The organism is Labrys miyagiensis (genome assembly GCF_030160835.1).
In the GTDB taxonomy this organism is placed as follows: domain Bacteria; phylum Pseudomonadota; class Alphaproteobacteria; order Rhizobiales; family Labraceae; genus Labrys; species Labrys miyagiensis.
In genome coordinates, this window is the sequence record NZ_BSPC01000066.1 from 149,483 (window position 1) to 174,291 (window position 24,809).

The window sequence follows — 24,809 nt, forward strand, 5'->3', positions numbered from 1 at the left end:
TGCAAGGGGGTGCTGGAAGACCCGGCGATCAGGTGGCCGCGAGGACCTGCCGGGCGTCGTGGCGGATGCGCTCTACGAAGGATTTGAGCCCGTTGGAGCGCTGCGGCGTCAGATGTTCCTGCAACTGCAGGTCGCGGAAGATTTGCAAGGCATCGATCGCCAGGATCTCGGGTGCGGTGTGATTGCTATAGACCGACACCAGAATGGCAAGCAGCCCGCGCACGATGAAGGCGTCGCTATCGCACACGAAAGAGGCGCGCCCGTTCTGCCAATGGGTCACCAGCCAGACCTGGCTGACGCAGCCTTGCACCTTGTTGACCGGGGTGCGGGCTTCTTCAGGCAGCGGTTCGAGCGTCTTGCCCAGTTCGATCAGGTAGCGATAACGGTCTTCCCAATCGTCGAGGAGCTCGAAATTCTCGATGATCTCTGAAATCTGCAGCGTGCTCATATCCACCATATAGGTGAGATAGGGCCAAAGACAAAGCCTTCTCAGGGAATGGCGGGCCGCGGCGGCGGCAAGGCGACCAGATGCTGTGGCGCGGGGGCCTGGGTGGCGGCCGGTCCCGTCCTTCCGCTCAGGAGGTCGCCAAGCCTGCGGGCGCCTTCCAGTCCTGCCGCGCATTTTTCGGGGCTCGTCGCGCAATAGGATACCGCCGCCGACACCGCCTGTTCGGTCAGCGATGTCGTGCTCGTGGAGGCGCTTTGCTGATGCTGGCCGGGTGAGGCGGGCAGGAGCAGTGCGACAACAGCGATCCAGAACACCATGCGGAGAATGAAGAACATTCTCAGGAACTCCCGATGAGAGACCTCCACTTTATCATGAGGTTGCTGGACACTTGCGTGACGTCTCGCACCTGAGGCGCCAAAGTGAAGAAGTGGTTAACCTGTAGACGCCCTGTCTTGATGTCTTGTTCACCATATTTATCAGTTCGGCGCCCAGAAGGGCTTTCCAGACCCCCCGAAGCCCTCGCGGGGCCATTCTTTTAGGGTTCGCTTAAAGGACGCCCTGCCATGGTCTGATGGTCATGGTAGGGAGCGCGGCTGAAAGCCGTGCCTGGGCGTTGCGTCAATTTGATTGGTTCATATCGGCCAAAGCATCCGTGGACCGTCTGGTCCACGGATCGGCCCGTCACGACCCTTTGACATCAGCCCGACATGGCGCGTTCGTCGCCATGCTGCTCGGTACCGCCCTGTTCGGGATGACCCTGGTGCCGCCCATCCTGGCCTTCTCGGGAGGCCCGAGCCTGATCGTAGGCGGCGTCGTGCTGTTGGGCGCTGCCCTGCTTGGCATCGTCTGGCGCCTGTCGATCACCGGCCGGCTCGATATCGCCGCATTGATGACCGTGCTGGTGATCTGCGGCTTTTCCGGCCTGGCCTCCCATTTGAGCGCCGGCCACAGCGCGGCGACGTATGCGCTGCTTGCCATCGCGCCGGCGATCGCCATGCTCACCGGCGCCCGCAACATCGTCATCCGCGCCATGGTCCTGGCCGGCCTGACCGGCATGATCGTCGTCCTTGCCGGTTCCAGTGCTGCCGCGCCTTTGCCGCTCGGCGCCCGTTTTCTCGACGGCCTCGGCGTCGCCTTTGCCGTGGGCGCCGTCAGCGGCATCATGCTGGCGGAATTGCGCTTGCGCCGCTACGACCGCCAGCTCGTGAAATCCGGCGAGGCGCGCTACACGCTGCTGGCCGAGAACATCTCCGACCTCGTGACCCGCCATGGCAAGCGCGGGCAGGTGGTCTATGCCTCGCCCGCTTCGCAGGCCCTGTTCGGCGTCGAACCGTCGGACCTGCTCGGCCAGGGCCTGTTCGACTATGTCCATATCGCCGACCGCCCGGCCTATCTTTCCGCCCTGTCGTCCGCTGAGATGGACGGGCTTGCCTCCACCGTGGAATTCCGCCTGCGCCGCAAGGGCGAGGGCGTGCCGGTCTTCCTGTGGGTGGAGATGCGCTGCCGCCCGCTCGGCGAGGACGAGGATCGCCAGACCGTCGCGGTGATGCAGGACATCACCGATCGCAAGACCTATGAGCACCAGCTTATCGACGCCAAGATCGAGGCCGAGAAGGCCAATGCCGCCAAGAGCCGCTTCCTGGCCACCATGAGCCATGAGCTGCGCACGCCGCTCAACGCCATCATCGGCTTCTCCGAGCTGATGCTGAACGAGGAGATGATGAAGCTCTCGGCTGAGCGCCGCCACGAATATGCCGGGCTGATCCATGACAGCGGCCATCACCTCCTGTCCATGGTCAACGGCATCCTCGACATGTCGAAGATCGAGAGCGGCAGCTTCGAGCTGGTGCCCGAATCCTTCCAGGTGCGCGACCTTGCCGAGAATTGCCGCAACATCCTGCTCTTGAAGGCGCAGGAACTGGGTATCGCCCTGGAGACGGCGATCAGCCCCGACATGCCGCCCATCATCGCCGACAAGCGCGCCTGCCGGCAGATCTACCTGAACCTGATGTCGAATGCCCTGAAGTTCACCAAGCGCGGCGGCCATGTCACCATCGGCGCGCGCCAGGAGAAATATGGCGTTGCCCTGTTCGTGGCCGATGACGGCGTGGGCGTGGCGCGCGAAGACGTGCCGCGGCTGGGCGAGGCCTTCTTCCAGTCCACCGCCGGCAAGCCCTCGAAAGACTATGAGCGCACCTATGAGGGCACCGGTCTCGGCCTGTCCGTGGTGAAGGGCCTGGCCCAGCTCCATGGCGGGCGCATGGAGGTCGACAGCCTCGTTGGCCACGGCACCACCGTGACCGTGCTGCTTCCCAGCGATTGCGAGAACGAAGCCTCGCGCCGCGCCTTTGCGGGCAGCGCGGTGATCGAGACGCTGCCGGTCCGTCCGGCTCAGGCGGTGACAGAGCATTTTATCGACGAAGAATTGGGGAAGAAACGTGCGTGAAGCGTTAGCCCGCTCCGACGGCGATTTCACGCTGTCGGATAAGATGGAAGAGACGCCATCGCGCTATATCGGCGTGATGCGTGTGCTCTTGCAGCGTCCGATGGAGATTGCCGGCATTGCCGTTATGGCGGGACTTGGCATGGTCATTCTCGTCAATGCGCTGGCTCTGCAGACCGGCATGCGTGCCTCTCCCTATATTCGCGCGCAGGAACGGGCGGGCTCCGTCCCCGTGCCGCCGTCAGCTCCCAACGCTGCCGAGCGCGGCTCGGCCGACCAGGCCACGGAAGATGCCGTATCGGTGCTGCGCGACGTCCAGCTCGCTTTGGCCGAGCGCGGCCTCTATGACGGCCTCGCCGATGGCGTGAACGGCCCCAAGACCACTGCCGCGATCCGCTCCTTCCAGCAGCATAACGGCCTTGCGGTCGATGGGCTTTCGAGCTCGGCGCTGCTCGCCAAGATCACGGCGAGTTCCGGCCCGGTGCTGACGCCCGACACCACCGTAGCGGATACGCCGCCGCCCCAGCCCGTTGACCAGATTGCCGCCCTCATCAATGGCAACACGCCGGCGCCGGCTGCCGGCCCGCAGCCGGACAAGCGGCTGCTAAGTGTCGAGAAGGCGCTTGCCAACCAGGGCTACGGGCCCCTCAAGGTCGATGGCTTCATGTCCAAGGAAACGCGCAGCGCCATCGGCCGTTTCGAGAAGGATCACAGCCTGCCTGTCACCGGCCAGGTTTCCGAGCACCTGATCCAGGCTCTGACACGCTCGGGGGCCAAGATCGAGTGACCGGCATCACAGGGGTGGCAGCATGAGCTCGCGGCTCAAGTCCAGCATCTTCGTCGCGGCCTATATCCGCCGGGCCGAGATCGAAGGTGGTTTTGCCGTGCTCAGGCATCGCGGCGCCGAAGAGGCCGGCGCGATCTTCGTGAAGGTCGACAGGCTCGATGGCACCGCGGCGCTCTATGGCCCCGCGCCGCAGTCCCTGATCACCGCGGACGACGGTATCAGGCGCTTCATCCGCCTCACGCCCGAGGGCACCACGCCTCTCGATGCCGAAACCCGTCTGCAGCGCGAATTCCGTTTCGATCCGGACCTGTGGGTCATCGAAGCCGAAGACCGGCAGGGCCGTCATTTCCTGGATCTCGCGGTGGAATAGGGCGGGAGGCGCATCGGTCTGGTGTCAGGAGGCCGGCCGGAGCCCCGAGCGAATCGGTTGGGAGAGTCTCGGAACAAGCTTTGCTCCGTCCCGTTCAAGGCAGGCGACCCATTTCGGAACGTGATTACGTAACGGCATAGTTCGGCTGCATAATGCGGTTGGTGGACCTTGCGCCATCCAGAGCCGGGACATGTACGAAAGGTTTACTTCTTTTTTGTAGGGTCCATTTCGTGCCCAAAAGGGCGATTTGGTCTTGGAATTACGGGCCGATGTGCGAAAACGCACACACGAGTCACGCTCAGACTACGGGTAACGGCGTTAAGTGCGCTCGTACACAAACTGTTAACCTTCCTTACCTGTATATGACCGCAAATCGAAAGCATTCGGAGTTCGACTTTCTGGTGCAATCTGCTGATAGGTCCTGCCATGAGCATAGTGCTGCAATTTCCGAAACACCCCCAACCCCGATCCCCATCGGGTAGCGAAAACCGCGACCGTACCGCGGAGATCCTTTTCTTCACAGGCGTGCGCATCGAACGGCACACCGAGGATGACCACCAGGACAACCGGTCCGAGCGCCGCGGCTCCACTGGTGGCAAGCGCCATCGCAAAGCGTGACGTCTGCCTTCTTCCTGGACCGGGCGCAGGGTGCTCTCCTCGGTCTCGCCATTGGCGATGCACTCGGCACCACACTTGAATTCTCGGCGCGCGACAGCCACTCTCCTGTTACCGATCTCGTCGGTGGTGGCCCCTTCGCCCTGCCGGCCGGCGCCTGGACCGACGATACGTCCATGGCCCTTTGCCTCGCCGAGAGCCTCAATTACCGAAAGCGCTTCGACGCCGTCGACTGCATGAACCGTTTCGTCAATTGGTGGCGTCACGGTTATATGAGCGCGACCGGCGAATGTTTCGACATTGGCGTCACCACCGAAGAGGCGCTCGCCCGCTACGAGCGCAGCGGCGATCCCTATGCCGGCTCGACCGATCCGAAGAGCGCCGGCAATGGCTCGCTCATGCGCCTGGCGCCTGTGGTGATCGCGGCCCGGCAGGATCGGGAGCGAGCCATCCGCGACGCGGGCGAGCAATCCCGCCTGACCCACGGCGCCGTGGAGGCCGTCTCGGCCTGCCGCCATTTCGCTCTCCTGCTGCATGAGGCGATGACGGGTGCGTCGAAGGACGAGGTTCTGGCGCCTCGTACCCTGACCGAAGGGGTGCCGGCGAAGATCCGCCGCCTTGCCGCAACCGACTGGCGGCCGATCGAACGTGCCGCCATCTCCTCGAGCGGCTACGTCGTCGATACGCTCGAGGCGGCTCTGTGGGCCGTGAGCACCACGACGTCCTTTGAGGAGGCGGTTATTCTTGCCGTCAATCTCGGTGGTGATGCCGACACGGTCGGCGCCGTCACCGGCCAGCTTGCCGGCGCGATCCATGGCCGGAGCGCCATACCCCCGGCCTGGCAGGACAAGCTCGTCTGGGGCGACTGGATCGCGGAACTCGCCGGCGAGCTTTGCGCGTCTTGAAGCGATACCCGATCAGAATGGCGTGCATCGTCATTCCCACGACCAAACCAAAGGTTTGGTTGGATGACCGTATCCTCACAAGCAAAGCTTGTGAGGATACGCTACAGCCGGAATGACGTGGCGCCCTATTCTGATCGCATATTGCCTCATGGCTGAGCCGTCCCGCAGCGTGCCGCCGTCAGTGCGCGCTCGGTCTCTGCCTTCTCGCCGGGCTCCGCTATGAGCGCGCGTAGCACCACCAGCCCCCTGTCCTCCGGCGCCTGCAGGCGTGGCGCGCCTGGCTGGTCGGGGCCTTCATTGGCGCGTACCTGCGCGAGCTGTGCAGGCGTGTAGAGGGTGAGATCGATCGCGCCATTGGCGGCCGCCCGGTCGGTGAGGGCGTAAAAATTGAGGCCGGCGGCGGTGTAGAAGGAGATCGACAGGAAGCCTGATGAGACGGGCACATGCAGCCGAGCGGCGCCGCCTGCGAGGTCGTAGCGGCAGAAGGCGGTGATAATGGCCGGATCCGGCATCGGCAGAGGCGTCTTGTCCGCCGGCAGAATGGCAAATCCATCCGCCTTGGTCGTGAGGGCGATGCGCTGAAAGCCGGTCTGGGTGCTGAGGCGCGGCAGGGCGATCATGGAGACGAGATGCGCCAGGATGCCGATCAGCACGCCCACCAGGCTCCACAGGAACCAGCGCATCATGACTGCGATCCGTTCTGGCAGGTGCCGCGCTTGATATCGGGCATATCGATGGCCCGACGGGCGCCCAGCTCGGTCGCAAGGCCGGTGGAGACCGGGCTGTCATAGAGGCGCAGCACCAGCGAGATCGGACCCGCAGCGCTCGGAAGCCAGTTGCCGGGCTGCAGGCCTGGACCGGTCTCGATTGCCGCCGCACCGTTCTCGCCGCGCATCACGGCGGAACTGGCAAAACCGAAGCGCTCGCTTGGATTGACGAAGGGCTTGCCGGCCCTGTCGTAGAGGCTGAGCGTCCACCAGCGAGCAGGCGGCAGGATAGGGCCGATGGTGTAGTGGCAACCGCCGTCAAGGGCCCGGCCCTCGGAGTCCACCCTCGCGGTGAAGGCCAGGCCCTCGCCCGGGCCGAGCGGCAGGTCCCCCGAACGGGCGATACGGGCACGACTGTAGCGGTCGGCATTGAGCGGATCGGTGAGGGGCCAGGCTTGCCACGGACCGATACGCAGCGCCCCTAGCTGGAAGGCATCGCCCGTGGTCCACCAGGTCAGGCCGAGCGCCACCACGGCACCCAGGACCAGGGCATAGGCCAGTCCGATATTCGATGACGGACCCCTCATTCGATGGTCGACCGGCGCGGCAAGGCGGCTGATTTGGCGGGGGCCGGGGGAAGGGCGGCACTGGCGCTGTCGATCATCACGCCAATGTCGTGCAGCACCAGCGTGGCGTTGCGCGCGAGGGCCTGTGGCACCATCGGAGGTGGTGGCGGTGTCCCATCGACGGTCTGTGGCGGTGGCTCGCCCTTTTTCGGCTGTTGCTCGGGCGGGAAGGGGGCCACGCCCGGGATCGGCCGGAGGTCGGCGCCCTGATGCGCCACCGTCATCACCTGCTGCCAGGTCATGGCTGGCAGGGTGCCGCCGGTCATCTTGTTGCTGGGCTGGAAATTGTCGTTGCCGTACCAGACCCCGCCGACGAAATTGCCAGTGAAGCCCATGAACCAGGCGTCTCGATAGGAATTGGTGGTGCCCGTCTTGCCGGCGACCTTGATGCCGGGCAGTTGCGCCTTCTTGCCCGTGCCGTTCTCGACCACGCTGTTCAGCATGCCGTTCATGTCGCTGATGATCTTGGGATCGATGACGATGGGGGTCTCCGTCGTTGCATCGAACCGATAGAGCAGATCGCCCCTGGCGCTGCGGATCTCGGTCGCCGCGTGGGGCGGCGCCTTGTGTCCACCGGAGGCGAAGACGCCATAGGCGCCCGTCATCTCCAGGAGATCGACCGCCTCCACGCCGATCGGCAGGGCCCAGGATTCCTTGAGGTCCGTCTCGATACCCATCGTATGGGCGGTATCGATGATCATGCGCCGGCCATCGACGGCGTTCTTGCTCAGCGCCAGCGAGAGCTTGACCGGGATGACGTTGATCGAGCGGGTAATCGCCTGCAACAGCGTCACCGGCCCGGAGAAGCTGTGGCCGAAATTCTGCGGGCACCAATTCTTGATGCAGACGGGCGAGTCGACCACGATCGATTTCGGTGTGAAGCCGTTCATCAGGGCGGTGGTGTAGACGAAGGGCTTGAAGGAGGAGCCGGGCTGGCGCAGGGCGTCGGTGGCGCGATTGAACTGGCTCTGGCTGTAGTCACGCCCGCCCACCATGGCCCGCACCGCGCCGTCGGTGTCCATGATCACGATGGCGCCCTGATGGGCGTTGTAGTCGCTGCCATATTGGCGCAGCATCGATTCCAGCGCGTTCTCGGCGGCGGACTGGATGGCAGGGTCGAGCGCGGTGCGCACCACGAAGACGGACTCGTCCCCGAGCCCCCCATCATCGGCCATGTCGGCGATCTCGCCATAGGCCCAGTCGAGATAGTAGTCCGGCGCCTTCTCACGGGCCCGGTCGACGGGGGTCGCCGGATTGCGCCGGGCGCCCGAGACCTGGCCTTCCGTCATGAAGCCGGCATCGACGAGATTGCTCAGCACCTGGTTGGCGCGCCCGCGCGCGGCGGCGAGGTTGTTGGTGGGCGCATATTTGGTCGGCGCCTTGAACAGGCCCGCCAGCATGGCGGCCTCCGCCAGCGAGACGTCGCGCACCGACTTGCCGAAATAATATTGCGCCGCCGCTTCGATGCCGAAGGCGCCGCCGCCCATATAGGCGCGGTCGAGATAGAGCTTGAGGATCTCGTCCTTGCTCAGATGTCCTTCGAGCCAGAGCGCCAGATAGGCCTCGCGGATCTTGCGCTCCAGCGTGCGCTGGTTGGAGAGGAAGAGATTCTTGGCTAACTGCTGGGTGATCGAGGAGCCGCCCTGCACCACGCCGCTCGCCTGGCTGTTGACGGTGACGGCGCGGATCGTGCCGATGATATCGATGCCGAAATGATCGTAGAAGCGGCGGTCCTCGGTGGCGAGCACGGCCTTGATGACATAATCGGGCATGTCGGCGAGAGCCACGCTGTCATTGCTGCGGATGCCGCGCTGGCCGACGACATTGCCGTAGCGGTCCTCGAAGGTGACGGCGATATCGGCCCGATGCAGCCAATCGTCACCGATCTGCTTCATGATGGGCTGGGCCAGCATCAGGCCGACGATCAGGCCTGCGGTGCCGAGCGTCAGCGCTTCGCAGCCAATCTCGACCAGCAGGCGGCGCCAGCCCGCGACCTGGAAGCGATGCGAGAAGTCCGAGCCCCATTCGATCGCTGCGCGCAGCTTCTGTCCCGATACATAGACTGCATTGTCGAGCCACGAATCGAGCCGCAGGGCCCGGCGGCTGAAACGCTTGAAAAAGGACGGTTCTGGCTTGCGTTCAGGCACTGTGAGAACCAACCGATGCGCGGTGCGATGGTGCAAAGCGTCATCTTACCTGCGGCGAGAGGTTCCCGGAAGGGGGCGCGAACGTTCGTGGCACCGACGCTTTTAGGGGACACCCTCAACGGTCGGCCGCCTGAAACCCATAGCCATCCATGCGAACAGCAACTTCAGTATGAATTTGACGGAGTAGCCTGGGTAATTGGGAATATCATCCGGCAAAATCACGCCTTTGGGCCGTTTGGCCGTCATTATACGCATTGTCGCCGGCGGCATATCGCTGGGAAGGCGGTCGCGATAGATCGTGAGCCAATGCCCCTTCGTAAAGTCAAGGAACATGGCCGTCTCGCAACAATGAGCGTACATCCGCCTCGTTGGCGAACTTGGTTTCAGCCGTCGCTCCTCGAAAAGCTCATGGCCTTTGACGCAGCGCACGCGATCCTTGCGATATAATACGTAGTCCGTACCGCCGTCTTCGGCCAAGACACAGTCCACGCCATGCCTTGCCTGATCAAGGCGACCAGCCTCTTGGCAACTCGAGCAATAACAAATGCCCCGCAAGATTGGAGTACCGGCAATCTGAAGCTCTATTTCGCCGCAACGGCAGGATGCCAGGATGAGCTTATTCATCATTTTCAATCGTCCACAATCTGGTCTCGACCAGCAGCCCGGCGCGCTCCCGCACCGTCGCACAACTATCCTTTGATACCGATACTTTGCATAACGAATGTGGCTGCGGTGCCAAAAAATCACTCGTCGCTTTTCGACCTGAGCGAGCCCGATGGGCGAGATGTCGTTGTGCAGGTGCTTCTTCCAAATGTCCGCTTTCGGAAAGGCCTGTTGGCGGCTCCAATACCGGCTATGGGTTGAAAGCAATCCTTCACATCAGGCACATCGAGACTGGGCTATCCGAATTTTTCTTGCCTCGACTGTCGGGCGCCCCTCGCATAGATCGTCCTCGGAAAGCAGAGGCTGGCGGTCGCATGGACAAGCCGGTCCCAACAGGTATGAAAAGGGAGTTTCCAAATGCCTCAGCCCATCCCGAACGGCATGAGCACCATCTCGCCCCATTTGGTTTGCGCCGGCGCGGCCGACGCAATCGACTTCTACAAGAAGGCTTTCGGTGCCCAGGAAATGGCGCGCCTCGCCGGGCCGGATGGCAGGCTGATGCATGGCTGCATCAAGATCGAAGGCAGCACGGTCATGTTGGTGGACGAATATAAGGAATGGGGTATGCAATCGCCTCTGACGCTCGGCGGCACGCCGGTGACGGTGCATCTCTACGTACCCGATGTCGATGCCTTTGTCGCCCGCGCGGTCGAGGCCGGTGCCACGGTCACCATGCCGATCCAAGATATGTTCTGGGGTGATCGGTATGGCGTGATGAAGGATCCGTTCGGCCATAGCTGGTCTGCCGCCACCCATCTGCGCGATGTCTCGCCTGATGAAATTCGCGAAGCGATGAAGAAGCCCATGGGCGACAATTGCCAGACACCTTGACCGTCGCGCCGCAAAGGCGTGCTTGGCTCCTGCGGACAATTCCGCTATTCCAGCGGCCATGAGCCAGGCCGCCCAACCTTTCTGGAAGACCAAGACGCTGGAGGAACTCTCTCTCGAGGAGTGGGAGAGCCTGTGCGACGGCTGTGGGCGCTGCTGCCTGGTCAAGCTCGAGGAAGAGGAAACGGCCGATACCTATTTCACCGACGTCGCCTGCTTCATGCTCGAAAGCCATAGCTGCCAATGTTCGGACTATGAGCATCGCAAGAAGCACGTGCCCGATTGCGTGACGCTGACGCCGGAGCTGGTCCGCACCATCGACTGGTTGCCGCCGACCTGCGCCTATCGCCTCGTGGCTGAAGGCGAGGACCTCTATTGGTGGCACCCGCTGGTCTCAGGGGATCCCTCGACCGTGCACAGCGCTGAGGTTTCCGTGCGCGGCAAGGTCAAGGCCGATGACACCCAGATCGCCGATGGCGAGTGGGAAGATCACGTGGTGCGCTGGCCCATGCGCGTACCCAAAAAGGCGCGACGGAAGTAGGGTGCCGAAAGTGCGGCCTTACTGGAATTTCACCGGAGAGCCGGCCGCATCCGCCATGTTCTCGATGAACGTGCGGTAGTCCGAGACGGCCGTTACGGCGGTGATCGCGCCGCAATCCTTGCCCTTGCCGCCCATCACGGCCGAGATCACGCCCACCAGCACATAGCCGTTGGCGGTGCGCTGGAACACCGGCCCGCCGGAATCGCCGCGGCAGATGCCATTGTTGTTGATGGTCCTCCGCGTCGCCTTGTGGTCGATCAGGAAGAGCTGGTGGGACCTGGTATCGATCTGGTCGAGCATGTCGAAATGCCGCTCGCGCAGCTTGCCGGCGCTGCTCAGCACACGGTCGCGGCTCATGCCGAAGCCGGCGACCTGGACGTCGACGAAGCTGCCGTCATCCGCCACGCGGGAGGCGAGGGGCACGGGCACCAGCCAATCCGGAAAGGCTTGCTCGACTCGGATGAGGGCGATGTCGTTGATCGCCGCGGTCGTGCCGAGCGCCTGGACGTCAAACTGGGGATGGATCGCCACCTGGGTTGCCTCGGCAAAACGGAAGCGAAACTGGGCGTCGAGCGCGCGGATGCGGTATTCGCCATGGCCGGACAGGAAGCAATGGGCGGCGGTCAAGACGAGCTTCTTCGAGATCACGGTGCCGCTGCATTTGGTGCCGCCCGGACCAGTGATCTGGACGACATGGCTGCGCACGCCGCCGGGATCGGTTGCATCGCGTCCCCCCTTGATCGCCAAGGCGGGCGAAGACAGGGCAAGGACCAGCAAGACAGCTACGGCAAATCGGATTCTCATCATGGATTAGGTCTAGAGCATTTCCTTCCAAAGCCAAATGACTACGGCAGAGACACGCCCATTTTCGCGGCATTGGCGCGGATCCAGGGCAGGGCCGTGCCCAAAAGCGCCACGCCCGTCATGCCCCCGCATCCCTTGCGGCTGTTCTCGCCGACGGCCGAGGCGAGCACGCCGACCAGAAGACCGTCGCGCAGCACCGGACCGCCCGAATCACCCTGGCAGGCGCCCCCGACGCCGGTCTCTTCGCGCAGGCGCAACTGCACCTTCGAGATAGGCGGGGCGCCTTCGAGCCTCAGCTCTCGCAGGACACCCCCGCTTTTGCCGGCATTCTGCGCGGTGAGGCCGAAGCCGGCGATACGATAGCTTTGCCCGGCGACGCCGGCCTCGGCCGCCAGGGGCAGGGGAGCATAGCCGGAGAGCGGCGTATCGAGCTTCACCAGAGCAAGATCGATGGTGAAATGCCTGGTGTCATAGGCGCCCGCATCGAATTGGGGGTGGATGGCCACCTGGCCGAGCGGCGAGAGCACCGGCTTGCCGCCGGCATAGGTCAGCAGGCGGTAATTGGCGCCCTTGCGCACGCAATGGCCGGCCGTCAGCAGGAGGTCGGGCGCGATCACGCTGGCGGAACAGAAGCTGCCGCGGTCGCTCACGATCATCACCACATGGCTGATCATATCGGTGCCCGCCGGCGAGCCGCCGACGATGGCCTGAGCCGGCCCGGCAACTGGCAGGAGGGTGGCGAGGGCGAACAGGAGGGCGCGCAAACGGGTCATGCTTCGGCTTTGGCGGCTCGGAGCGGCCCTGTCAACCCAAGGGCATGATCCCTGGGAGCGCGGACGTCTCGTCCGCTCTTGAAACGATGCTGGCGCAAGAGAGGGTGGTGGTGGTTTTGGCCTACCTGAATGTCCTGCTTCTCCCACAATCGTATCGTTTCGAGAGCGGATCGTCCGACACTCACTTGAGTGTCGTAGGGACGTCCGCGCTCCCAGCGGTTTCCGGCACTCTTCTGGCGAAGGACGGCATTCCGCATTACGTTCATGCGATGTTCAGTGCTTTTACGGGATGATAGCGGTTCGAATCGGGGGATCGTCGCGAACCGCAGCGGAAGGGCGATGATGGGTTGGAGATCATCCATGGCCGCGGCGCTAATGCTGGGCTTGGCTTCAGGGGCGGCCGTGCGTCCGGCAAACGCGGCGTGCATCAGCCTGAGCGAGGCGCGGCCGCTGGTGCAGGCCGGAACCGTCGTGTCTCTGCTCTCCGTTCTCGGTCCCGTGCGCCGAGCCGTCAAGGGCGAGATGATCGATGGCGATTTGTGTGGAGGCCCGGACAATTACCGCTATGTCGTCACATTTCTGGGGCCGGATGGCAGAGTGATACGGGCGACGATCAACGCCAAGACCGGCGAAGTCGTGGGTGTGAAGTAGGGAACGATTATGCGGCTTCTCGTCGTGGAAGATGACCAGGATCTCAATCGCCAGCTGGTCAAGGCGCTCGAGGAGGCCGGCTATGCCGTCGACCGTGCCTTTGACGGCGAGGAAGGCCACTTTCTTGGCGATACGGAGCCCTATGACGCCGTGATCCTCGATGTCGGCCTGCCCAAGCTCGATGGCATTACCGTCCTCGACCGCTGGCGCCGCGACGGCAAGGTGATGCCGGTGCTCATCCTCACCGCTCGCGACCGCTGGTCCGACAAGGTGACGGGCTTCGATTCCGGGGCGGATGACTATGTCGCCAAGCCTTTCCATATGGAGGAGGTGCTGGCGCGGCTGCGCGCCCTCATCCGCCGGACCACCGGGCATGCCACCAACGAGCTCGTCTGCGGCCCGGTGCGGCTCGATGCCCGCGCCGGGCGCGTGGTGGTGGACGGCAATCCGGTCAAGCTTACCTCGCATGAATACCGGCTGCTCGCCTATCTCATGCATTACACCGGCCGCGTGGTTTCCCGCACCGAGCTGGTCGAGCATCTCTACGACCAGGATTTCGATCGCGATTCCAACACCATCGAGGTCTTTGTCGGGCGTCTGCGCAAGAAGCTCGGCGTTGACGTGATCCAGACGGTGCGCGGCATGGGCTACATCCTCACACCGCCGGACGCCATGCGCGTATGACCACACGGTCCCTGGCATTCCGCCTCTTCGTCTCGGCCGCTGCCTGGATCATGGTGATCTTGCTGATCACCGGCGTCGTGCTGGTCTCCATCTATCGGCAGGCCGCGGAAAAGTCGTTCGACGGCCAGCTGCAGTTCTATCTGCGCACGCTCGTCGCCGATATCGCCGATCTCGATGTCGGGGACCGCACCGCACCCAGCAATTTCAACGATCCACGCTTCGAGCAGCCCCTGTCGGGCTGGTACTGGCAGATCACGCGCACGGACAAGCCGGAATCGAACGGCTCGAAATCCCTGTTCGAAGCGGTGTTGCCCAGCCTGGAGGACCTCAAGGTCCCCGCCCATCCGGAGGGCTTCTACCAGGGATACATGAATGGTCCCGACGACAAGGGCACCGGCACGGGGCAACGCCTGCGCGCCCTGGAGCGCGTGATCTATCTGGGGGACGACGGCACCTACCGCGTGACCGTGGCGGGCCCGGCCGACGAGATCGACAACGATATTGCCTATTTCGAATATGCCCTCTTCCTCACCTTTGTCGCCCTGGCCGTAGGCCTTCTCGCCGCCACCTTCGTCCAGGTGCGCTTCGGCCTGCGGCCCCTCAACCGCATCAGCCGCGTGCTGGCGGAGATGCGCGCCGGCCGCGCCACGAAGCTTCCCCCGAACCTGCCGGACGAGATCGTGCCGCTGGCCCGCGAGATCGATGCGCTCGTCGATGCCAACCGCCAGGTGGTGGAGCGCGCGCGTACCCATGTGGGCAACCTCGCCCATGCCCTGAAGACGCCACTCTCCGTCATCGCCAACGAGGCGGATTCCTCGCCGGACAATCCGCTGGCCGAGCAGGTTGAACGCCAGGTGGTGGTGATGCGAATGCAGATCGACCATCACCTCAAGCGCGCCCGCATTGCCGCCGCGGTGAGCGTGGTGGGCACCGTCACCGAAATCGCACCGGTGGTCGATGGCCTGGTGCGGGCGATGGAGAAGATCTACGCCGTCAAGCGCCTGAAGATCACGACGCAGATCGATCCCTCGCTGCGTTTCCGCGGCGAGAAGCAGGACATCGAGGAAATGACCGGTAACCTCATCGACAATGCCTGCAAATGGGCGATCGCGGAGGTCGCCATCCGCGCCGAGCCGATCCAGATCGACGGCGCTGTGTTCGCCCGCATCACCATCGACGATGACGGCCCCGGCCTTTCGCCCGAAAAGCGCGCTGAGGCGGTCCAGCGCGGCAAGCGCCTCGACGAGACCAAGCCCGGCACCGGCCTCGGCCTTGCCATCGTGGAGGACCTCGTCTCGCTCTATGGCGGCCGGTTTGCGCTGGAGGAGGCCCCGATCGGCGGCCTCAGGGCGGTGCTCGACGTGCCCGCGTTGCAGGGCGTTGGGGCGGGGGTGTCGTAAAAAGCTGTTATGCCTCCCTTTTTATATCCGCGACCGAATGAAGTTAAGCACCTCTTCGAGCTTGGCGCCCTTGATGGATCCCTTAAACTCAGCGAAGCGAGTGTCCAAGGCTGCGAGCTTGGCGGGCCGAACGATCGTCGGGTTGTCGAGGCCAGCGGCTGTGTAAGCCGATAGCTTGACATCTCCCTCGAAGGCTAGCTTGCCGGGCGTGTCCGAGGTCAGCATCACGACCCAGAGGACATCGGCGATTTTATCTCCTGGTGCCGTGATATGGCCTTTGGAAATAACCAGGGCCGGCCGGCCTTTCGTGATGGTCGGATCGTCGGAAAAGGGGAAAGGGATCTTGACGATGTCCCCTTGCTTAAAAGTTCGCGAAAGCTTTTTCGTCGTCTTCTGATGCCCACTCGTGGAAGAAGGCGAAGGGATTTTCTGAGATGTCATGTGTACCCTGAACTTTTTCTAGGATTACGGACGTGTCCGTAATCACATATCGAAGCGTATCTCCCGGATCGAGGTGCAGAGCATTCCGCACGATCTGAGGAATAGTGGTTTGTGCCTTGGTAGTGAGACGCGAAGTCACACTCGCCTTGGTTGCGAGTTTAGCCATATCTATGAGTACCTTTTCGGGGGCTGTTTATTCAGTGCTTCATTCGGTAGCCAGCTGCGGACGTCGTTGGGTCATTAAAGTAAGGAAAAGTAATGCAATCGTCAAGTCGTGCGTCGGCTGGTCACTGCACATAGACGGGCACGACCGCCGAGGCCTCGTCGCGATAGGGCAGGCGGATCTGGAAACGGTGTTCGCCGGGCTCGATGGGCCAGAAGACCGGCTGGTCCGGCGCGGCGACAGCGAAGGGCTGGCCGTCGACATACCAGACGATCTGCGCCACTCGAGGCTCGACCACGGCCTTGAGCGCCAGGCGGTTGAAGGCCGCCGGCTGTTCGGGATTGCGCCAGATCTGGGTGTTGCGGGCCGGCGTCGAGATGCTGAGGCGGATCGGCTGGCCATCGCCGTCGACATCGGGGCGAGGGAGGCTGGCGCTGCCGGTGGCGATGGCCTTGATCGGCGCAGGCACTGCATCGGCGCCGGGACGCAGGCTGGCCGGGACGGCCTTCGGCATCTCGTCAGGCCTGACCCATTCGACCAGGGTCTGGCTGCAGGCTCCGGCGTCGACCTGGCCGCTCGTGAGGCACACCTCCACCGGCTTGCGGCCGGGCGGGGGCGGGAAACGCGCCTCGGCGATGTCCCCGGGCTTGATGCCATGGATTCTCACCAGGATGGCATGCACCAGCCGGGCCGCGCTGCTGGCTCCCGTGAGGCGATTCATGGTGCCGTCGTCGCCGCGACCGATCCAGACGCCGACGATCGCCTTGTCCGAATAGGCCACCGCCCAGGCATCGCGGTAGCCCTGCGAGGTGCCGGTCTTGATGGCGACGGGGAAGGGGTATTCCAGCGTGCCGTAGCGATGGAAGCTCGGCAGCCGCGCCTGGGCGTCGGAGAGGAAGGAAGTGACCAGGCGGGCGCTGTCGATGGAGAGGACGCGCACGGGCGGACGCCGCCTCTGCTCGCGCGCCCAGGCGAGATCCTGCAACTGGCCATCATTGGCGAGAGCGCCATAGGCCCTCACCAGCCAATCCAGACGCGTCGGCAGGGAGCCGATCGCCATCGACAGACCGAAACTGTCGGCGGGTGTCTCCAGGTCGTGCAGGCCGAGGTCGCGCAGGAAATGGAAGGTGGTTTCCAGGCCCACGCTGCGCAGCAGGTTGGTGGCCGGCACGTTGCGGGAATTGGCGAGGGCCTGGCGCGGCAGCATAGGGCCGAGGAATTCGCGGTCGGCATTGCCGATGCCGGAGGCGCCCTCCGGCAGGTCCAGCAGCATGTCGGTGGGTTTCAGGACGTCGCGATCCAGCGCCAGGGCATAGATGAAGGGCTTGAGGGTCGAACCGGGCGAGCGTTGCGTGCGGGTATAATCGAACGCACCGGCATGGCCAGCGTAATAACCGCCCGATCCGACCTGCGCCAGCACCTCGCCGGTCTGGCGGGAGACCACCATGACGGCCACCTGCTGCGCGCCGGCGCCCCGCCAGCCATCCAGATATTGCCGCGCGAGATTCGTGACGTCGGTCTGCAAGGAAAGGTCGATGGTGGTGTGGATCAGCGGTGCGGTCTCGGCTTCAGGCGCGATCGCACCGTCCCGCACGAGATCGCGATAGCGCAGCACCAGCTGCAGGGCATCCGGCCGGCGGGGCAGGCTCGGCATGCGCAGCGTCTTGAGCTGGTTGTGGGCGATTGCCGCCTCGTCGGCGCTGATCACCTTCTGCTCCCTGAGGATATCGAGCACGCGATGGCCGCGCTGGATCGCCCGGCGCAAGCCGTCGGGCCGCAGCGGATTCATGAGCGTCGGCGATTGCGGGATGGCCGACAGCAGGGCGATTTCAGCCCAGGAAAGATCGGCCACCGGCTTGTCGAAATAAAGCCGCGCCGCGTGGGCGATGCCGTGGCTGCCATTGCCATAGGGGGCAAGCCGCAGATATTGCGCGAGCACGGCCTCGTGGCCATAGCGCAGGGTCAGCACCACGCCGGTGCCTGCCTCCAGGAGCTTGTTCGGCCAGGTGCGGGGTTCCGGCCGCTGCATGCGCGCCACCTGCATGGCGATGGTCGAGGCGCCCGAGCGCCGGCGGGCGTTGCCGAAATTCTGCCAGACCGCGCGGGCGATGGCATAGGGATCAACACCAGCGTGATCAAAGAAGCGACGGTCTTCCAAAGCAAGGGTCGCCCTGACGACCCGGTCGGGCAGTTGCTCCAGTGGCCAGTAGCCGTAATCGACACGCCCTCTGCCATCATCGTCATGGCCGACCTGGGTGAGGAAGGCGCCTGAGCGGTCATAGAGGATCGGTGTAGGGGCGGGGGCGATGAGCTGGGCGCGCTGGTTGATGAGATGGGCGTAGAGGAGGACGCAGGCAGCGAAGAGGTGCCAGAAGGCGAGGGTCAGTGTCGCGCGACGGGTCCGGAGCAGGCTCATGGGCGTGCCGAGGCCGGGTACCGTTTGGGCGAGACGAGGCCTTTCCGGACGAAGCGAGCCGCCTGCGCCCCCTCGCCCCGCAAAGCGGGGAGAGGATAGAGGTGAGGGGCTGCGCAACATGAGCAGAATAGAATTTTACACGTGGAATCAACATGATAGCTATCGTGACATAGGGCGGCAACGAGCGTTCTCATATTTTTCAGACACCAATCCCACAGGTTCGCGCAGCCCCTCACCTCTATCCTCTCCCCGTAAGAACGGGGCGAGGGGGCGCAACCGGCTCGCTCCGTCCGGAAGCGCCCCATCTCGCCCAAGCGAACACCTGCCATCTGATATGGAGATCCAACATTCGGTGCCGGAAGGGAGTGGTCGCGCGCTGATTGCATCTGCATCACCCGACCACTCCTACTTCGACACCACGATCCGCGCGGCGGCGCTCGTGCCCCCGACGCCCTTCACATACATGGTCTCGGCCAGGGCCGAGGGCTCCGTATAGGTGCCCGGGATCAAGGCGCGCATGCGGTAGGCGACGGTGTAGTTGCCCTTCGGCAGGCTCTCATAGGCGTAGAACATCCTGTCGTCGCCATAGGAGACCCAGTCCGCCGGCAAGGTGGGCGCCATGGAGGGTGTTGCTTCCGCCGGAGCCGTGGCGATGTTGGGATTGAGCGGCTCCAGTCCCGCCGCGAGCGGCACCGTCATAGCCACATGGGTGCGGTCTTGCGAGACCACGAGCTCGACCCGCTCCTCCAGAACGTCTCCCACCTTGAGCTGGATGGCGCCGCTGCTATCGGGGACAAGCTTTTCCAGCGGGGCGTCGCCATTGGGAACCCGGTAGAGGGTACGGGTGAGGGCGAAGCCCTGGCTCTCGGCCTGCGCCTGATAGCCGGGCTCAGCGGAGACATAGCTCGTCTCCACCAGAGCCAGGGCGGGCGCGTTGCCGGTATTGCTGACGGTCGCGGCAGACGAATCGAGCGTGACCTCACGCAGCACCGGCGTATTGGCGTCCAGCGTCAGGTTCTGGACGTTGCTGCCCTGGGCGAGCTTGAGTGGCAGGGGCATTGTCGGCCTCTGCCACACGGAGGCGAGCGCGCGGATCGCCGCCGAGGTGGCATTGGTCGAGCCCCAGCCATCGCCCTGGCCGAGGTTCAGCAAGGCGGTCTTCAGGGCAGGAAAGCGCGGGTCGGTCTGCGAGGTCAGCGCCGCCGCGCGGACCATCTCGGCAAGGCTCCGGGTTTCCGAGGGCAGGATGACCGGATTGCCGTCGTCCTCCGTCTGGCCGTCATAGACGAGCTGGCCGTCGCGCGAGAGGACGCGTATGCGCGACCACATCGTGTCGGCGAGGCCGCCCACCAGGCGCTGGTCGGCATTGTCGGCGCCGGCCGCGGCCGAGGTCATGCGGGCGACGCTGACATTGGGCATCAGCGCGGCCGAGCGTGCGAGCTCCGCCAGATAGGCCGCATCGAGCTTGCCACCCTCGGCCAAGGCGGTGAGCGCCTCGGCGCGTTCGCGCAGCTCGCTGCCGGTGAGGAGGTGGGAATAATCCGAGCGCAGTGACAGTTTCAGCACGGTGGCGAGACGATCGCTCAACGCCTTGTCGACCGGCTCCCCTGCTTTCTCCGCAGCAACTAGGAAGGAATAGGCCCAGGCCGTCAGCGTGACATTGCCCTTGCTGTGCGGCCAGAAGCCGACAAGGCCGTCGGAGTCGACGGACTGGTCGATCGCCAGCACCGTGTTATGGACATCGCTGCCGATGCGGCTGTCGAGATTGGCCGCCGCCAGGATCGGCGAGAAGCTCTTGAAGGCAAGGCTGGAGGAAGCCAGCGATATACGCTGCTCGGTCGAACCATAGGGATATTCGACCAGGGTGTTGAGGCCGGCGACCAGCTTCACCAGGACCTGGTCGGACGTCAGGGTGATGGCGCGCTGGAAGGAACCCGGGCGCAAGGAATCCTGCGGCGCCGGCAGCGTCTTCGAGCCGCCCGGCGGGATCTCGACGATCTCGAAATGCTTCGTCGGGATGCGGTCGGGCATCACCGGCAGGGTGATCTCCACGGCATCGCGGGCATGGTCGGCCATGCGCTCCACGCCGAAGCGCAGGCGAACGTCCTGCTTGCCCGGCTTGGGTTCGGGCACCGAGGCGAGGACACCGATGCGCGCCGGCTTGTTATCCTCCCAAACGAAGGAGATGTCCTTGCCGCCCTGGAAGGTCAGCCCGTCCGAGGCGATGGTGCCATGGCCGTTACCGCTGGCTCCCTCGACGACGCGGGCGATGATTCCGGCCTCGAATTGGTCGCCCGAGCGCAGGAAGCGGGGCAAAGCGGGCTGCGCCACGATCTCCTGGCGGATCAGCATCTCGCCGGTGCCGTAGCCGAAGCGGTCGGGCCCGCTCACGGCCTTGGCGCGCAGCTTGAACACCGTGAGTGAATCAGGGAGCTTCACCTTGATCTTGGCGGTGCCGTCGGGCCCGACCTTCACGTCCGGCAGATAGATCGGCACGGGCGTGAAGTTCTTGCGCACCGAGATGTTGTTGTCGGTGCCCATTTCCTCGCGCTCGTCACCGCCGGGCACTTCCTCCAGGGGGATGATGCCGAAGGCCATGTTGCGCGTATCGCGCAGCGCCATGGTGGACTGGCGCTTGACGATGAAGTTCGGCAGGGGATCGAGTGGCTGTTCGGTGGCCAGCGACAGCACGGCCTGGTCGATCATCCAGAAGGTGGCGTCGCCCGCGATCGGCTTGCCGGTATCGTCGGCCAGATGCAGCGTGACCTCGACCTCGTCGCCGGGCCTGGCCTTCTTGGGATAATCCATGCTGACGGTGACGATGTTCTTCACCGGTGTCACCGTCACGTTCTTGGTGGCGGCGATCGTCACCGGCTTGCCCTGGTCGAAGGGAGCGCTGGGCGACGGCGTGCTGGCATCGAGCCGCCCACGCATGATGAGGAAATGCACCGGAATCTGAGGCATATATTCCTTGCGGACAGGCAGGGCGTAATGGCCATAGCCGTCGGCGATATCCACCCAGTCATAGCGGAACTTGCCTTCGGGCTCCTCGACGATGGCGAGGGCACGGGCGGTCTGGAAGGGCGACTGGATCAGCAGATTGGCGGTTTCGCCGGGATTGTAGCTGTCCTTGTCCGTGCTCACCGTCGCGGTGCGGGCCGGGGCCTGCGCCCAGGTGACGGGGGTGTTGCCACCGACGAAGAAGTCGACGCTCACCTGTTGACGCCGGCCGATACGGTCGGTGGCTTCAAGCTGGACGATATAGACGCCGGCTTCCTTGGCCTCCAGCGCCAGGGTCTGGATATCCTTGGTGCTGGTGATCTTGCGCTCCAGCACGACGTCGTCCATCACCTGCGTCACATATTTTGCCGAGCCCTGGCTGAAATCGCTGGCCTGCAGCGTCGAGGTCCAGTTGCGGTGGATGAGGCGCGCCGTCATCTCCAGCCCTTCGACCGGATCGCCCTTGCCGTCCACGGCCAGGATCTGCGGCTCGATGCTGCCGGGCTGCGGTACGTAGCGCGGCACTTTGAGGCCGAGCGCGAAGGGCGGGATGGCGTAGACATTGGTGATGCTGCGCACTTGCAGATCGTCGTCCCCCGTCACCGTCGCCTCGATCATGTAGCGCCGCGGCTGCGCCGTCGGCTCGATCGTGGTGTCGAAGCTGATCCGTGCAGCGCCGCCGGCATCGGTGCGGCCGTCACGCTCCAGTGTGGGCGAGGATTTGAACTCGTCGGCGCCCGAATAGCGCGCATCCGTGGAGAACAGGAAGCCCTCATGGCCCGGCGGCGCCCAGTTGTAGGGATACTGCATGGCGCGCCAGTGGATGGGACGATCGGCCAGCAGACCGCCCGCAAAGTAGCGTGCGATCAGGTCGACATTGAAGGAGGCATCGAGCGGCGCGGTTTGCGGATTGTTGAGCACGACCTCGAAGGTCGGGAGCCGATAGGCTTCCTTCTTGAAGGTGATGCTGCCGCACTGGGTGGTGTTGTCGGCCTGCTCGGTGTTCTGGTCGTCGCCGCTCTGGTCATCGGCGTTCTGGTTGTCGCCGGCCTGGCTGTCATCCGGCTGTGCTGCGCCGGCCTGGTTGTCGTCAGCCTGGTCATCGGACTGATCATCGCCGGGCTGGTCCGCCGAGCCGGACTTCTGCCCCTGCTGGTCGCCATCATCAGCGCCCTTCGGCTTGGGGCTGCCGAGCTCGAAATGCACTTCATAGTCACCGGTCGCCGGCGTGTTGGCGTCGAACTTGTCGTAGAAGCTGCCATACTCGTCGAGCTTCACCGGCACGCGCCATTCCTGCTTGTCGGGGCCGGTGATGACGAGCTGGCCGCTCTTCTTTGCGAGGGACAGGTGCCCGCCGAGATAGTTGCGGACATAGCCCTTGATATGCACGGGCTCCTCCGGCCGATAGATCGGCCGCTCGGTGAAGATATGGCAAAGCGTGCGGGTGTCCTCGGCGCGCTTTTCGTCCGGATTGGTGGTCCAATCCAGCCAGGCCTTGGAGGGCTTGGTCCAGTTGTCACGGGCGTATTGCGCCGGCGCGTGATCGGGATCGATAACCAGTGTGTCAAGACCTTTGGTCACGATGACACGGCGGATCGCCGCCTTGCTGCGCTGGCCGAGATCCCAGGTGAAGAAACCCTGCGCGTCGGTCATGCCGGTGGCGAGCGTCACGAACTTGTCGTCCTGCACGCCGTCGAGGCGGATCTGTGCCTGATCGATCGGCTTGCCGGTGGCGAGCGACGTTATGGCAAAGCGCACGCGGCTGGGTTCCTCCACCGCACTCAGGGTGAGATCGGTCACCTGCACGCGCAACCAGTGCCTGATATCGCCATCCACGGCGCGCAGGCCGACGAGATAGGTTCCGGGCTGGTCCGGCCCGAGGATGTTGGCGAAGAGCGGCTTCATATCCAAGCCGAACTTGGTGTCGACGCCGCCCTTGTGGATGGGCAGGTCCACCAGCTTCGAGACGGCGGGCGAGCCCAGTGCCTTGATGCGGGCTTCGATCGCGTCGGCCGAGGCGTCGCCGTCCTCAGCCCATTGCCGCGGCTCTTTGCCGGGCAAAGGCGGGGCATCGTCGTCCTTGGTGTCGAGACCGGCCTCCGGGAAAGGCCAGAAATCGCGCGACAGCGGATCGATTGCATGGATGCGGATATCGGCCCGGTCATAACCGCGTCCGCGCAGCGGCACCAGTTGGGGGCCGAAGCGCTCGACCACACCTTGGGAGGCATCCCAGACGATCGCCGCCTGCTCCGGGGCGAAGGCGAACTTCTGCTCGAAGCCAGCGGCCAGCGGGCGGCTGCGATCGTCCTTCAGGGTGCCGGTGGCCACGGTCAGCGTGTAGACCTGATCGGTCAGGAAGCGGCCCTTTACGACAAGGCGCGAGCCCTCGGCCGTCACCGCGAGATCGTCGACGGGCGGCGAGATGCGCAAGGCATCGCGCGCCGGGAACTGCTCGCCGGCAACCGGATTGCTCGAAAAGCGGAAGATCAGGCTGCGCCCGCGCGCGGAAGCATAGCTGGGCGCCCTGGCGTCGGCGCCATCGACGGCTTCGCCATTGTCGTCGACCGCGTCAGAACTGCTATCGGTGCCATAGGAGGTGCAGCGCAGCACGCCGTCGGTGGTGGTGGCGTCGAAGCCGTGGCCGCAATCCTTCGCGGTCATGGTGAAGGGCACGGCCGTGCGCACGCGCAGCTCGAAGGTCTGGTCGCCGAAATCGGGCGTGTCGGCGAGCTTCAGCTTGAGGATGGCCACACGGCCGTCGGGCACGCTTTGGTGAAACCGCACAACATAGGACTGCTGGTCGTCCCGGTTGTTGCGCTCGAGCGGCTGGACGTCGAAATCCTGCGCGCCCAGCATCAGGCCGCCCTCGGCGCCGATGCCGGGGGAGGGCCGGAGCTCGATCGACAGGAGACGCTTGAGAGCCGCGACGTCGACGGGTTCGGCGAAGGTCAGCGTGATCTGGTCGAGTTCGGTGACGGGCTCGTCACCGGCGGCCGGCAGCGTGGAAGCGGGCACCGGCAACAGCGGGACGAGCGAAGCCTCGCTGCCCTCAGTCTTCACCTTGATGCGGGCAAGCGGCTGCCATTTGCCGGCCGGCCGGAATTGCAGGGCACGCGGCCCGAGCCATTGCCAGGCGCCGGCAACCGCAGGCTCCATCGTCACGAAGCGCTGCGGCGCATCCTCCGGGCCGCCGGCAGCAGGGCCGGTATCGCTGGGGAAGAACACCGTTATGGGATCATAGGCGCGCAGGAATTTCTCCGGCACGATCCTGGTGCCGTCAGCCCGTTGCAGCACATCCTGGACGGGTGGAGCCTTGTCCTGCTGCGCGTGGGCGGCAGGCGCCAGGGCCGCGGAGGCCAGAAAAGCGGAAAGGAGAAGTGCGAATTTCGTCATGGCT

The 24,809-nt window shown here is 64.5% G+C and carries 20 protein-coding genes; 9 read left to right on the forward strand and 11 right to left on the reverse strand.

Annotated elements, in window-relative coordinates; genetic code table 11:
• Positions 1 to 28 precede the first annotated feature (28 nt).
• Complete coding sequence (locus QQL24_RS28885) at positions 29 to 439, reverse strand: SufE family protein (protein WP_284315866.1); 411 nt, start codon at positions 437 to 439, stop codon at positions 29 to 31.
• A 50-nt stretch (positions 440 to 489) separates the two neighbouring features.
• Positions 490 to 783 (reverse strand): hypothetical protein, encoded by a 294-nt coding sequence (locus tag QQL24_RS28890; RefSeq protein ID WP_284315767.1) that lies wholly within the window; start codon positions 781 to 783, stop codon positions 490 to 492.
• 389 nt (positions 784 to 1,172) lie between these two features.
• Between QQL24_RS28890 and QQL24_RS28895 the strand changes: the two genes are divergently transcribed.
• The 4 genes from QQL24_RS28895 (at position 1,173) to QQL24_RS28910 (ending at position 5,568) form a co-directional block, all read left to right on the forward strand.
• Positions 1,173 to 2,894: a sensor histidine kinase gene (locus QQL24_RS28895; protein ID WP_284315768.1), complete on the forward strand. Its 1,722-nt coding sequence runs from the start codon at positions 1,173 to 1,175 to the stop codon at positions 2,892 to 2,894.
• Positions 2,887 to 3,678 carry a peptidoglycan-binding domain-containing protein gene (locus QQL24_RS28900; protein WP_284315769.1) on the forward strand — a complete coding sequence of 264 codons (792 nt, stop codon included), beginning with the start codon at positions 2,887 to 2,889 and terminating at the stop codon, positions 3,676 to 3,678. Before QQL24_RS28895 ends, QQL24_RS28900 begins: the two co-directional genes overlap by 8 nt.
• 22 nt (positions 3,679 to 3,700) lie before the next feature.
• Complete coding sequence (locus QQL24_RS28905) at positions 3,701 to 4,048, forward strand: DUF1491 family protein (protein WP_284315770.1); 348 nt, start codon at positions 3,701 to 3,703, stop codon at positions 4,046 to 4,048.
• 614 nt (positions 4,049 to 4,662) lie between these two features.
• The gene (locus QQL24_RS28910) at positions 4,663 to 5,568 is read left to right on the forward strand and encodes an ADP-ribosylglycohydrolase family protein (protein WP_284315771.1); all 906 of its coding nucleotides are present in this window, start codon (positions 4,663 to 4,665) and stop codon (positions 5,566 to 5,568) included.
• Between the two features lie 146 nt (positions 5,569 to 5,714).
• Here the strand turns inward: QQL24_RS28910 and QQL24_RS28915 are convergent, their stop codons facing one another.
• The 4 genes from QQL24_RS28915 to QQL24_RS28930 all read right to left on the reverse strand — a co-directional run bounded on the left by QQL24_RS28915 (position 5,715) and on the right by QQL24_RS28930 (position 9,675).
• Positions 5,715 to 6,254: a DUF1254 domain-containing protein gene (locus QQL24_RS28915; RefSeq protein WP_284315772.1), complete on the reverse strand. Its 540-nt coding sequence runs from the start codon at positions 6,252 to 6,254 to the stop codon at positions 5,715 to 5,717.
• On the reverse strand, positions 6,251 to 6,862 hold the full coding sequence (locus QQL24_RS28920) for a DUF1214 domain-containing protein (RefSeq protein ID WP_284315773.1): 612 nt from the start codon (positions 6,860 to 6,862) through the stop codon (positions 6,251 to 6,253). The genes QQL24_RS28915 and QQL24_RS28920 overlap by 4 nt, the downstream gene beginning before the upstream one ends.
• Complete coding sequence (locus QQL24_RS28925; protein ID WP_284315774.1) at positions 6,859 to 9,048, reverse strand: transglycosylase domain-containing protein; 2,190 nt, start codon at positions 9,046 to 9,048, stop codon at positions 6,859 to 6,861. Before QQL24_RS28925 ends, QQL24_RS28920 begins: the two co-directional genes overlap by 4 nt.
• Before the next feature lie 102 nt (positions 9,049 to 9,150).
• Complete coding sequence (locus tag QQL24_RS28930; RefSeq protein ID WP_284315775.1) at positions 9,151 to 9,675, reverse strand: GFA family protein; 525 nt, start codon at positions 9,673 to 9,675, stop codon at positions 9,151 to 9,153.
• 393 nt (positions 9,676 to 10,068) lie between these two features.
• Here QQL24_RS28930 and QQL24_RS28935 point away from each other — a divergent pair, with 393 nt between their 5' ends.
• Both QQL24_RS28935 and QQL24_RS28940 read left to right on the forward strand, forming a co-directional pair.
• Positions 10,069 to 10,542, forward strand: a complete 474-nt coding sequence (locus tag QQL24_RS28935) for a VOC family protein (RefSeq protein WP_284315776.1) — start codon at positions 10,069 to 10,071, stop codon at positions 10,540 to 10,542.
• 58 nt (positions 10,543 to 10,600) lie between these two features.
• Positions 10,601 to 11,080 carry a YcgN family cysteine cluster protein gene (locus QQL24_RS28940; protein ID WP_284315777.1) on the forward strand — a complete coding sequence of 160 codons (480 nt, stop codon included), beginning with the start codon at positions 10,601 to 10,603 and terminating at the stop codon, positions 11,078 to 11,080.
• An 18-nt stretch (positions 11,081 to 11,098) separates the two neighbouring features.
• Here the strand turns inward: QQL24_RS28940 and QQL24_RS28945 are convergent, their stop codons facing one another.
• Positions 11,099 to 11,887 carry a S1 family peptidase gene (locus QQL24_RS28945; RefSeq protein ID WP_284315778.1) on the reverse strand — a complete coding sequence of 263 codons (789 nt, stop codon included), beginning with the start codon at positions 11,885 to 11,887 and terminating at the stop codon, positions 11,099 to 11,101.
• Positions 11,888 to 11,925: 38 nt separating this feature from the next.
• Complete coding sequence (locus QQL24_RS28950; RefSeq protein WP_284315779.1) at positions 11,926 to 12,657, reverse strand: S1 family peptidase; 732 nt, start codon at positions 12,655 to 12,657, stop codon at positions 11,926 to 11,928.
• Positions 12,658 to 13,017: 360 nt separating this feature from the next.
• Here QQL24_RS28950 and QQL24_RS28955 point away from each other — a divergent pair, with 360 nt between their 5' ends.
• From QQL24_RS28955 to QQL24_RS28965, 3 genes are read left to right on the forward strand one after another with little or no spacing between them, the layout of a single operon-like run.
• Entirely contained in the window at positions 13,018 to 13,308 is a 291-nt protein-coding gene (locus tag QQL24_RS28955) for a PepSY domain-containing protein (protein ID WP_284315780.1), read from the forward strand.
• Between the two features lie 9 nt (positions 13,309 to 13,317).
• The gene (locus QQL24_RS28960; RefSeq protein ID WP_284315781.1) at positions 13,318 to 13,992 is read left to right on the forward strand and encodes a response regulator transcription factor; all 675 of its coding nucleotides are present in this window, start codon (positions 13,318 to 13,320) and stop codon (positions 13,990 to 13,992) included.
• The gene (locus QQL24_RS28965; protein WP_284315782.1) at positions 13,989 to 15,392 is read left to right on the forward strand and encodes an ATP-binding protein; all 1,404 of its coding nucleotides are present in this window, start codon (positions 13,989 to 13,991) and stop codon (positions 15,390 to 15,392) included. The genes QQL24_RS28960 and QQL24_RS28965 overlap by 4 nt, the downstream gene beginning before the upstream one ends.
• A 21-nt stretch (positions 15,393 to 15,413) precedes the next feature.
• On the opposite strand, the gene QQL24_RS28970 is transcribed toward QQL24_RS28965, so the two are convergent.
• The 3 genes from QQL24_RS28970 to QQL24_RS28980 form a co-directional block, all read right to left on the reverse strand.
• Entirely contained in the window at positions 15,414 to 15,833 is a 420-nt protein-coding gene (locus tag QQL24_RS28970; RefSeq protein WP_284315783.1) for a type II toxin-antitoxin system PemK/MazF family toxin, read from the reverse strand.
• A gap of 287 nt (positions 15,834 to 16,120) precedes the next feature.
• Positions 16,121 to 18,412: a transglycosylase domain-containing protein gene (locus tag QQL24_RS28975; protein ID WP_284315784.1), complete on the reverse strand. Its 2,292-nt coding sequence runs from the start codon at positions 18,410 to 18,412 to the stop codon at positions 16,121 to 16,123.
• Between the two features lie 405 nt (positions 18,413 to 18,817).
• Entirely contained in the window at positions 18,818 to 24,805 is a 5,988-nt protein-coding gene (locus tag QQL24_RS28980) for an alpha-2-macroglobulin (protein WP_284315785.1), read from the reverse strand.
• Between the last annotated feature and the right edge of the window lie 4 nt (positions 24,806 to 24,809).

What these genes read in the sequence shown, in the direction of transcription:
- QQL24_RS28930 (WP_284315775.1), bottom strand. Translation starts at nt 9,675, where the DNA reads ATGATGAATAAGCTCATCCTGGCATCCTGCCGTTGCGGCGAAATAGAG.
- QQL24_RS28905 (WP_284315770.1), top strand. Translation starts at nt 3,701, where the DNA reads ATGAGCTCGCGGCTCAAGTCCAGCATCTTCGTCGCGGCCTATATCCGC.
- QQL24_RS28945 (WP_284315778.1), bottom strand. Translation starts at nt 11,887, where the DNA reads ATGATGAGAATCCGATTTGCCGTAGCTGTCTTGCTGGTCCTTGCCCTG.
- QQL24_RS28970 (WP_284315783.1), bottom strand. Translation starts at nt 15,833, where the DNA reads ATGACATCTCAGAAAATCCCTTCGCCTTCTTCCACGAGTGGGCATCAG.
- QQL24_RS28955 (WP_284315780.1), top strand. Translation starts at nt 13,018, where the DNA reads ATGGCCGCGGCGCTAATGCTGGGCTTGGCTTCAGGGGCGGCCGTGCGT.
- QQL24_RS28950 (WP_284315779.1), bottom strand. Translation starts at nt 12,657, where the DNA reads ATGACCCGTTTGCGCGCCCTCCTGTTCGCCCTCGCCACCCTCCTGCCA.
- QQL24_RS28895 (WP_284315768.1), top strand. Translation starts at nt 1,173, where the DNA reads ATGCTGCTCGGTACCGCCCTGTTCGGGATGACCCTGGTGCCGCCCATC.
- QQL24_RS28920 (WP_284315773.1), bottom strand. Translation starts at nt 6,862, where the DNA reads ATGAGGGGTCCGTCATCGAATATCGGACTGGCCTATGCCCTGGTCCTG.
- QQL24_RS28965 (WP_284315782.1), top strand. Translation starts at nt 13,989, where the DNA reads ATGACCACACGGTCCCTGGCATTCCGCCTCTTCGTCTCGGCCGCTGCC.
- QQL24_RS28890 (WP_284315767.1), bottom strand. Translation starts at nt 783, where the DNA reads ATGTTCTTCATTCTCCGCATGGTGTTCTGGATCGCTGTTGTCGCACTG.
- QQL24_RS28980 (WP_284315785.1), bottom strand. Translation starts at nt 24,805, where the DNA reads ATGACGAAATTCGCACTTCTCCTTTCCGCTTTTCTGGCCTCCGCGGCC.
- QQL24_RS28960 (WP_284315781.1), top strand. Translation starts at nt 13,318, where the DNA reads ATGCGGCTTCTCGTCGTGGAAGATGACCAGGATCTCAATCGCCAGCTG.
- QQL24_RS28935 (WP_284315776.1), top strand. Translation starts at nt 10,069, where the DNA reads ATGCCTCAGCCCATCCCGAACGGCATGAGCACCATCTCGCCCCATTTG.
- QQL24_RS28940 (WP_284315777.1), top strand. Translation starts at nt 10,601, where the DNA reads ATGAGCCAGGCCGCCCAACCTTTCTGGAAGACCAAGACGCTGGAGGAA.
- QQL24_RS28975 (WP_284315784.1), bottom strand. Translation starts at nt 18,412, where the DNA reads ATGAGCCTGCTCCGGACCCGTCGCGCGACACTGACCCTCGCCTTCTGG.
- QQL24_RS28915 (WP_284315772.1), bottom strand. Translation starts at nt 6,254, where the DNA reads ATGATGCGCTGGTTCCTGTGGAGCCTGGTGGGCGTGCTGATCGGCATC.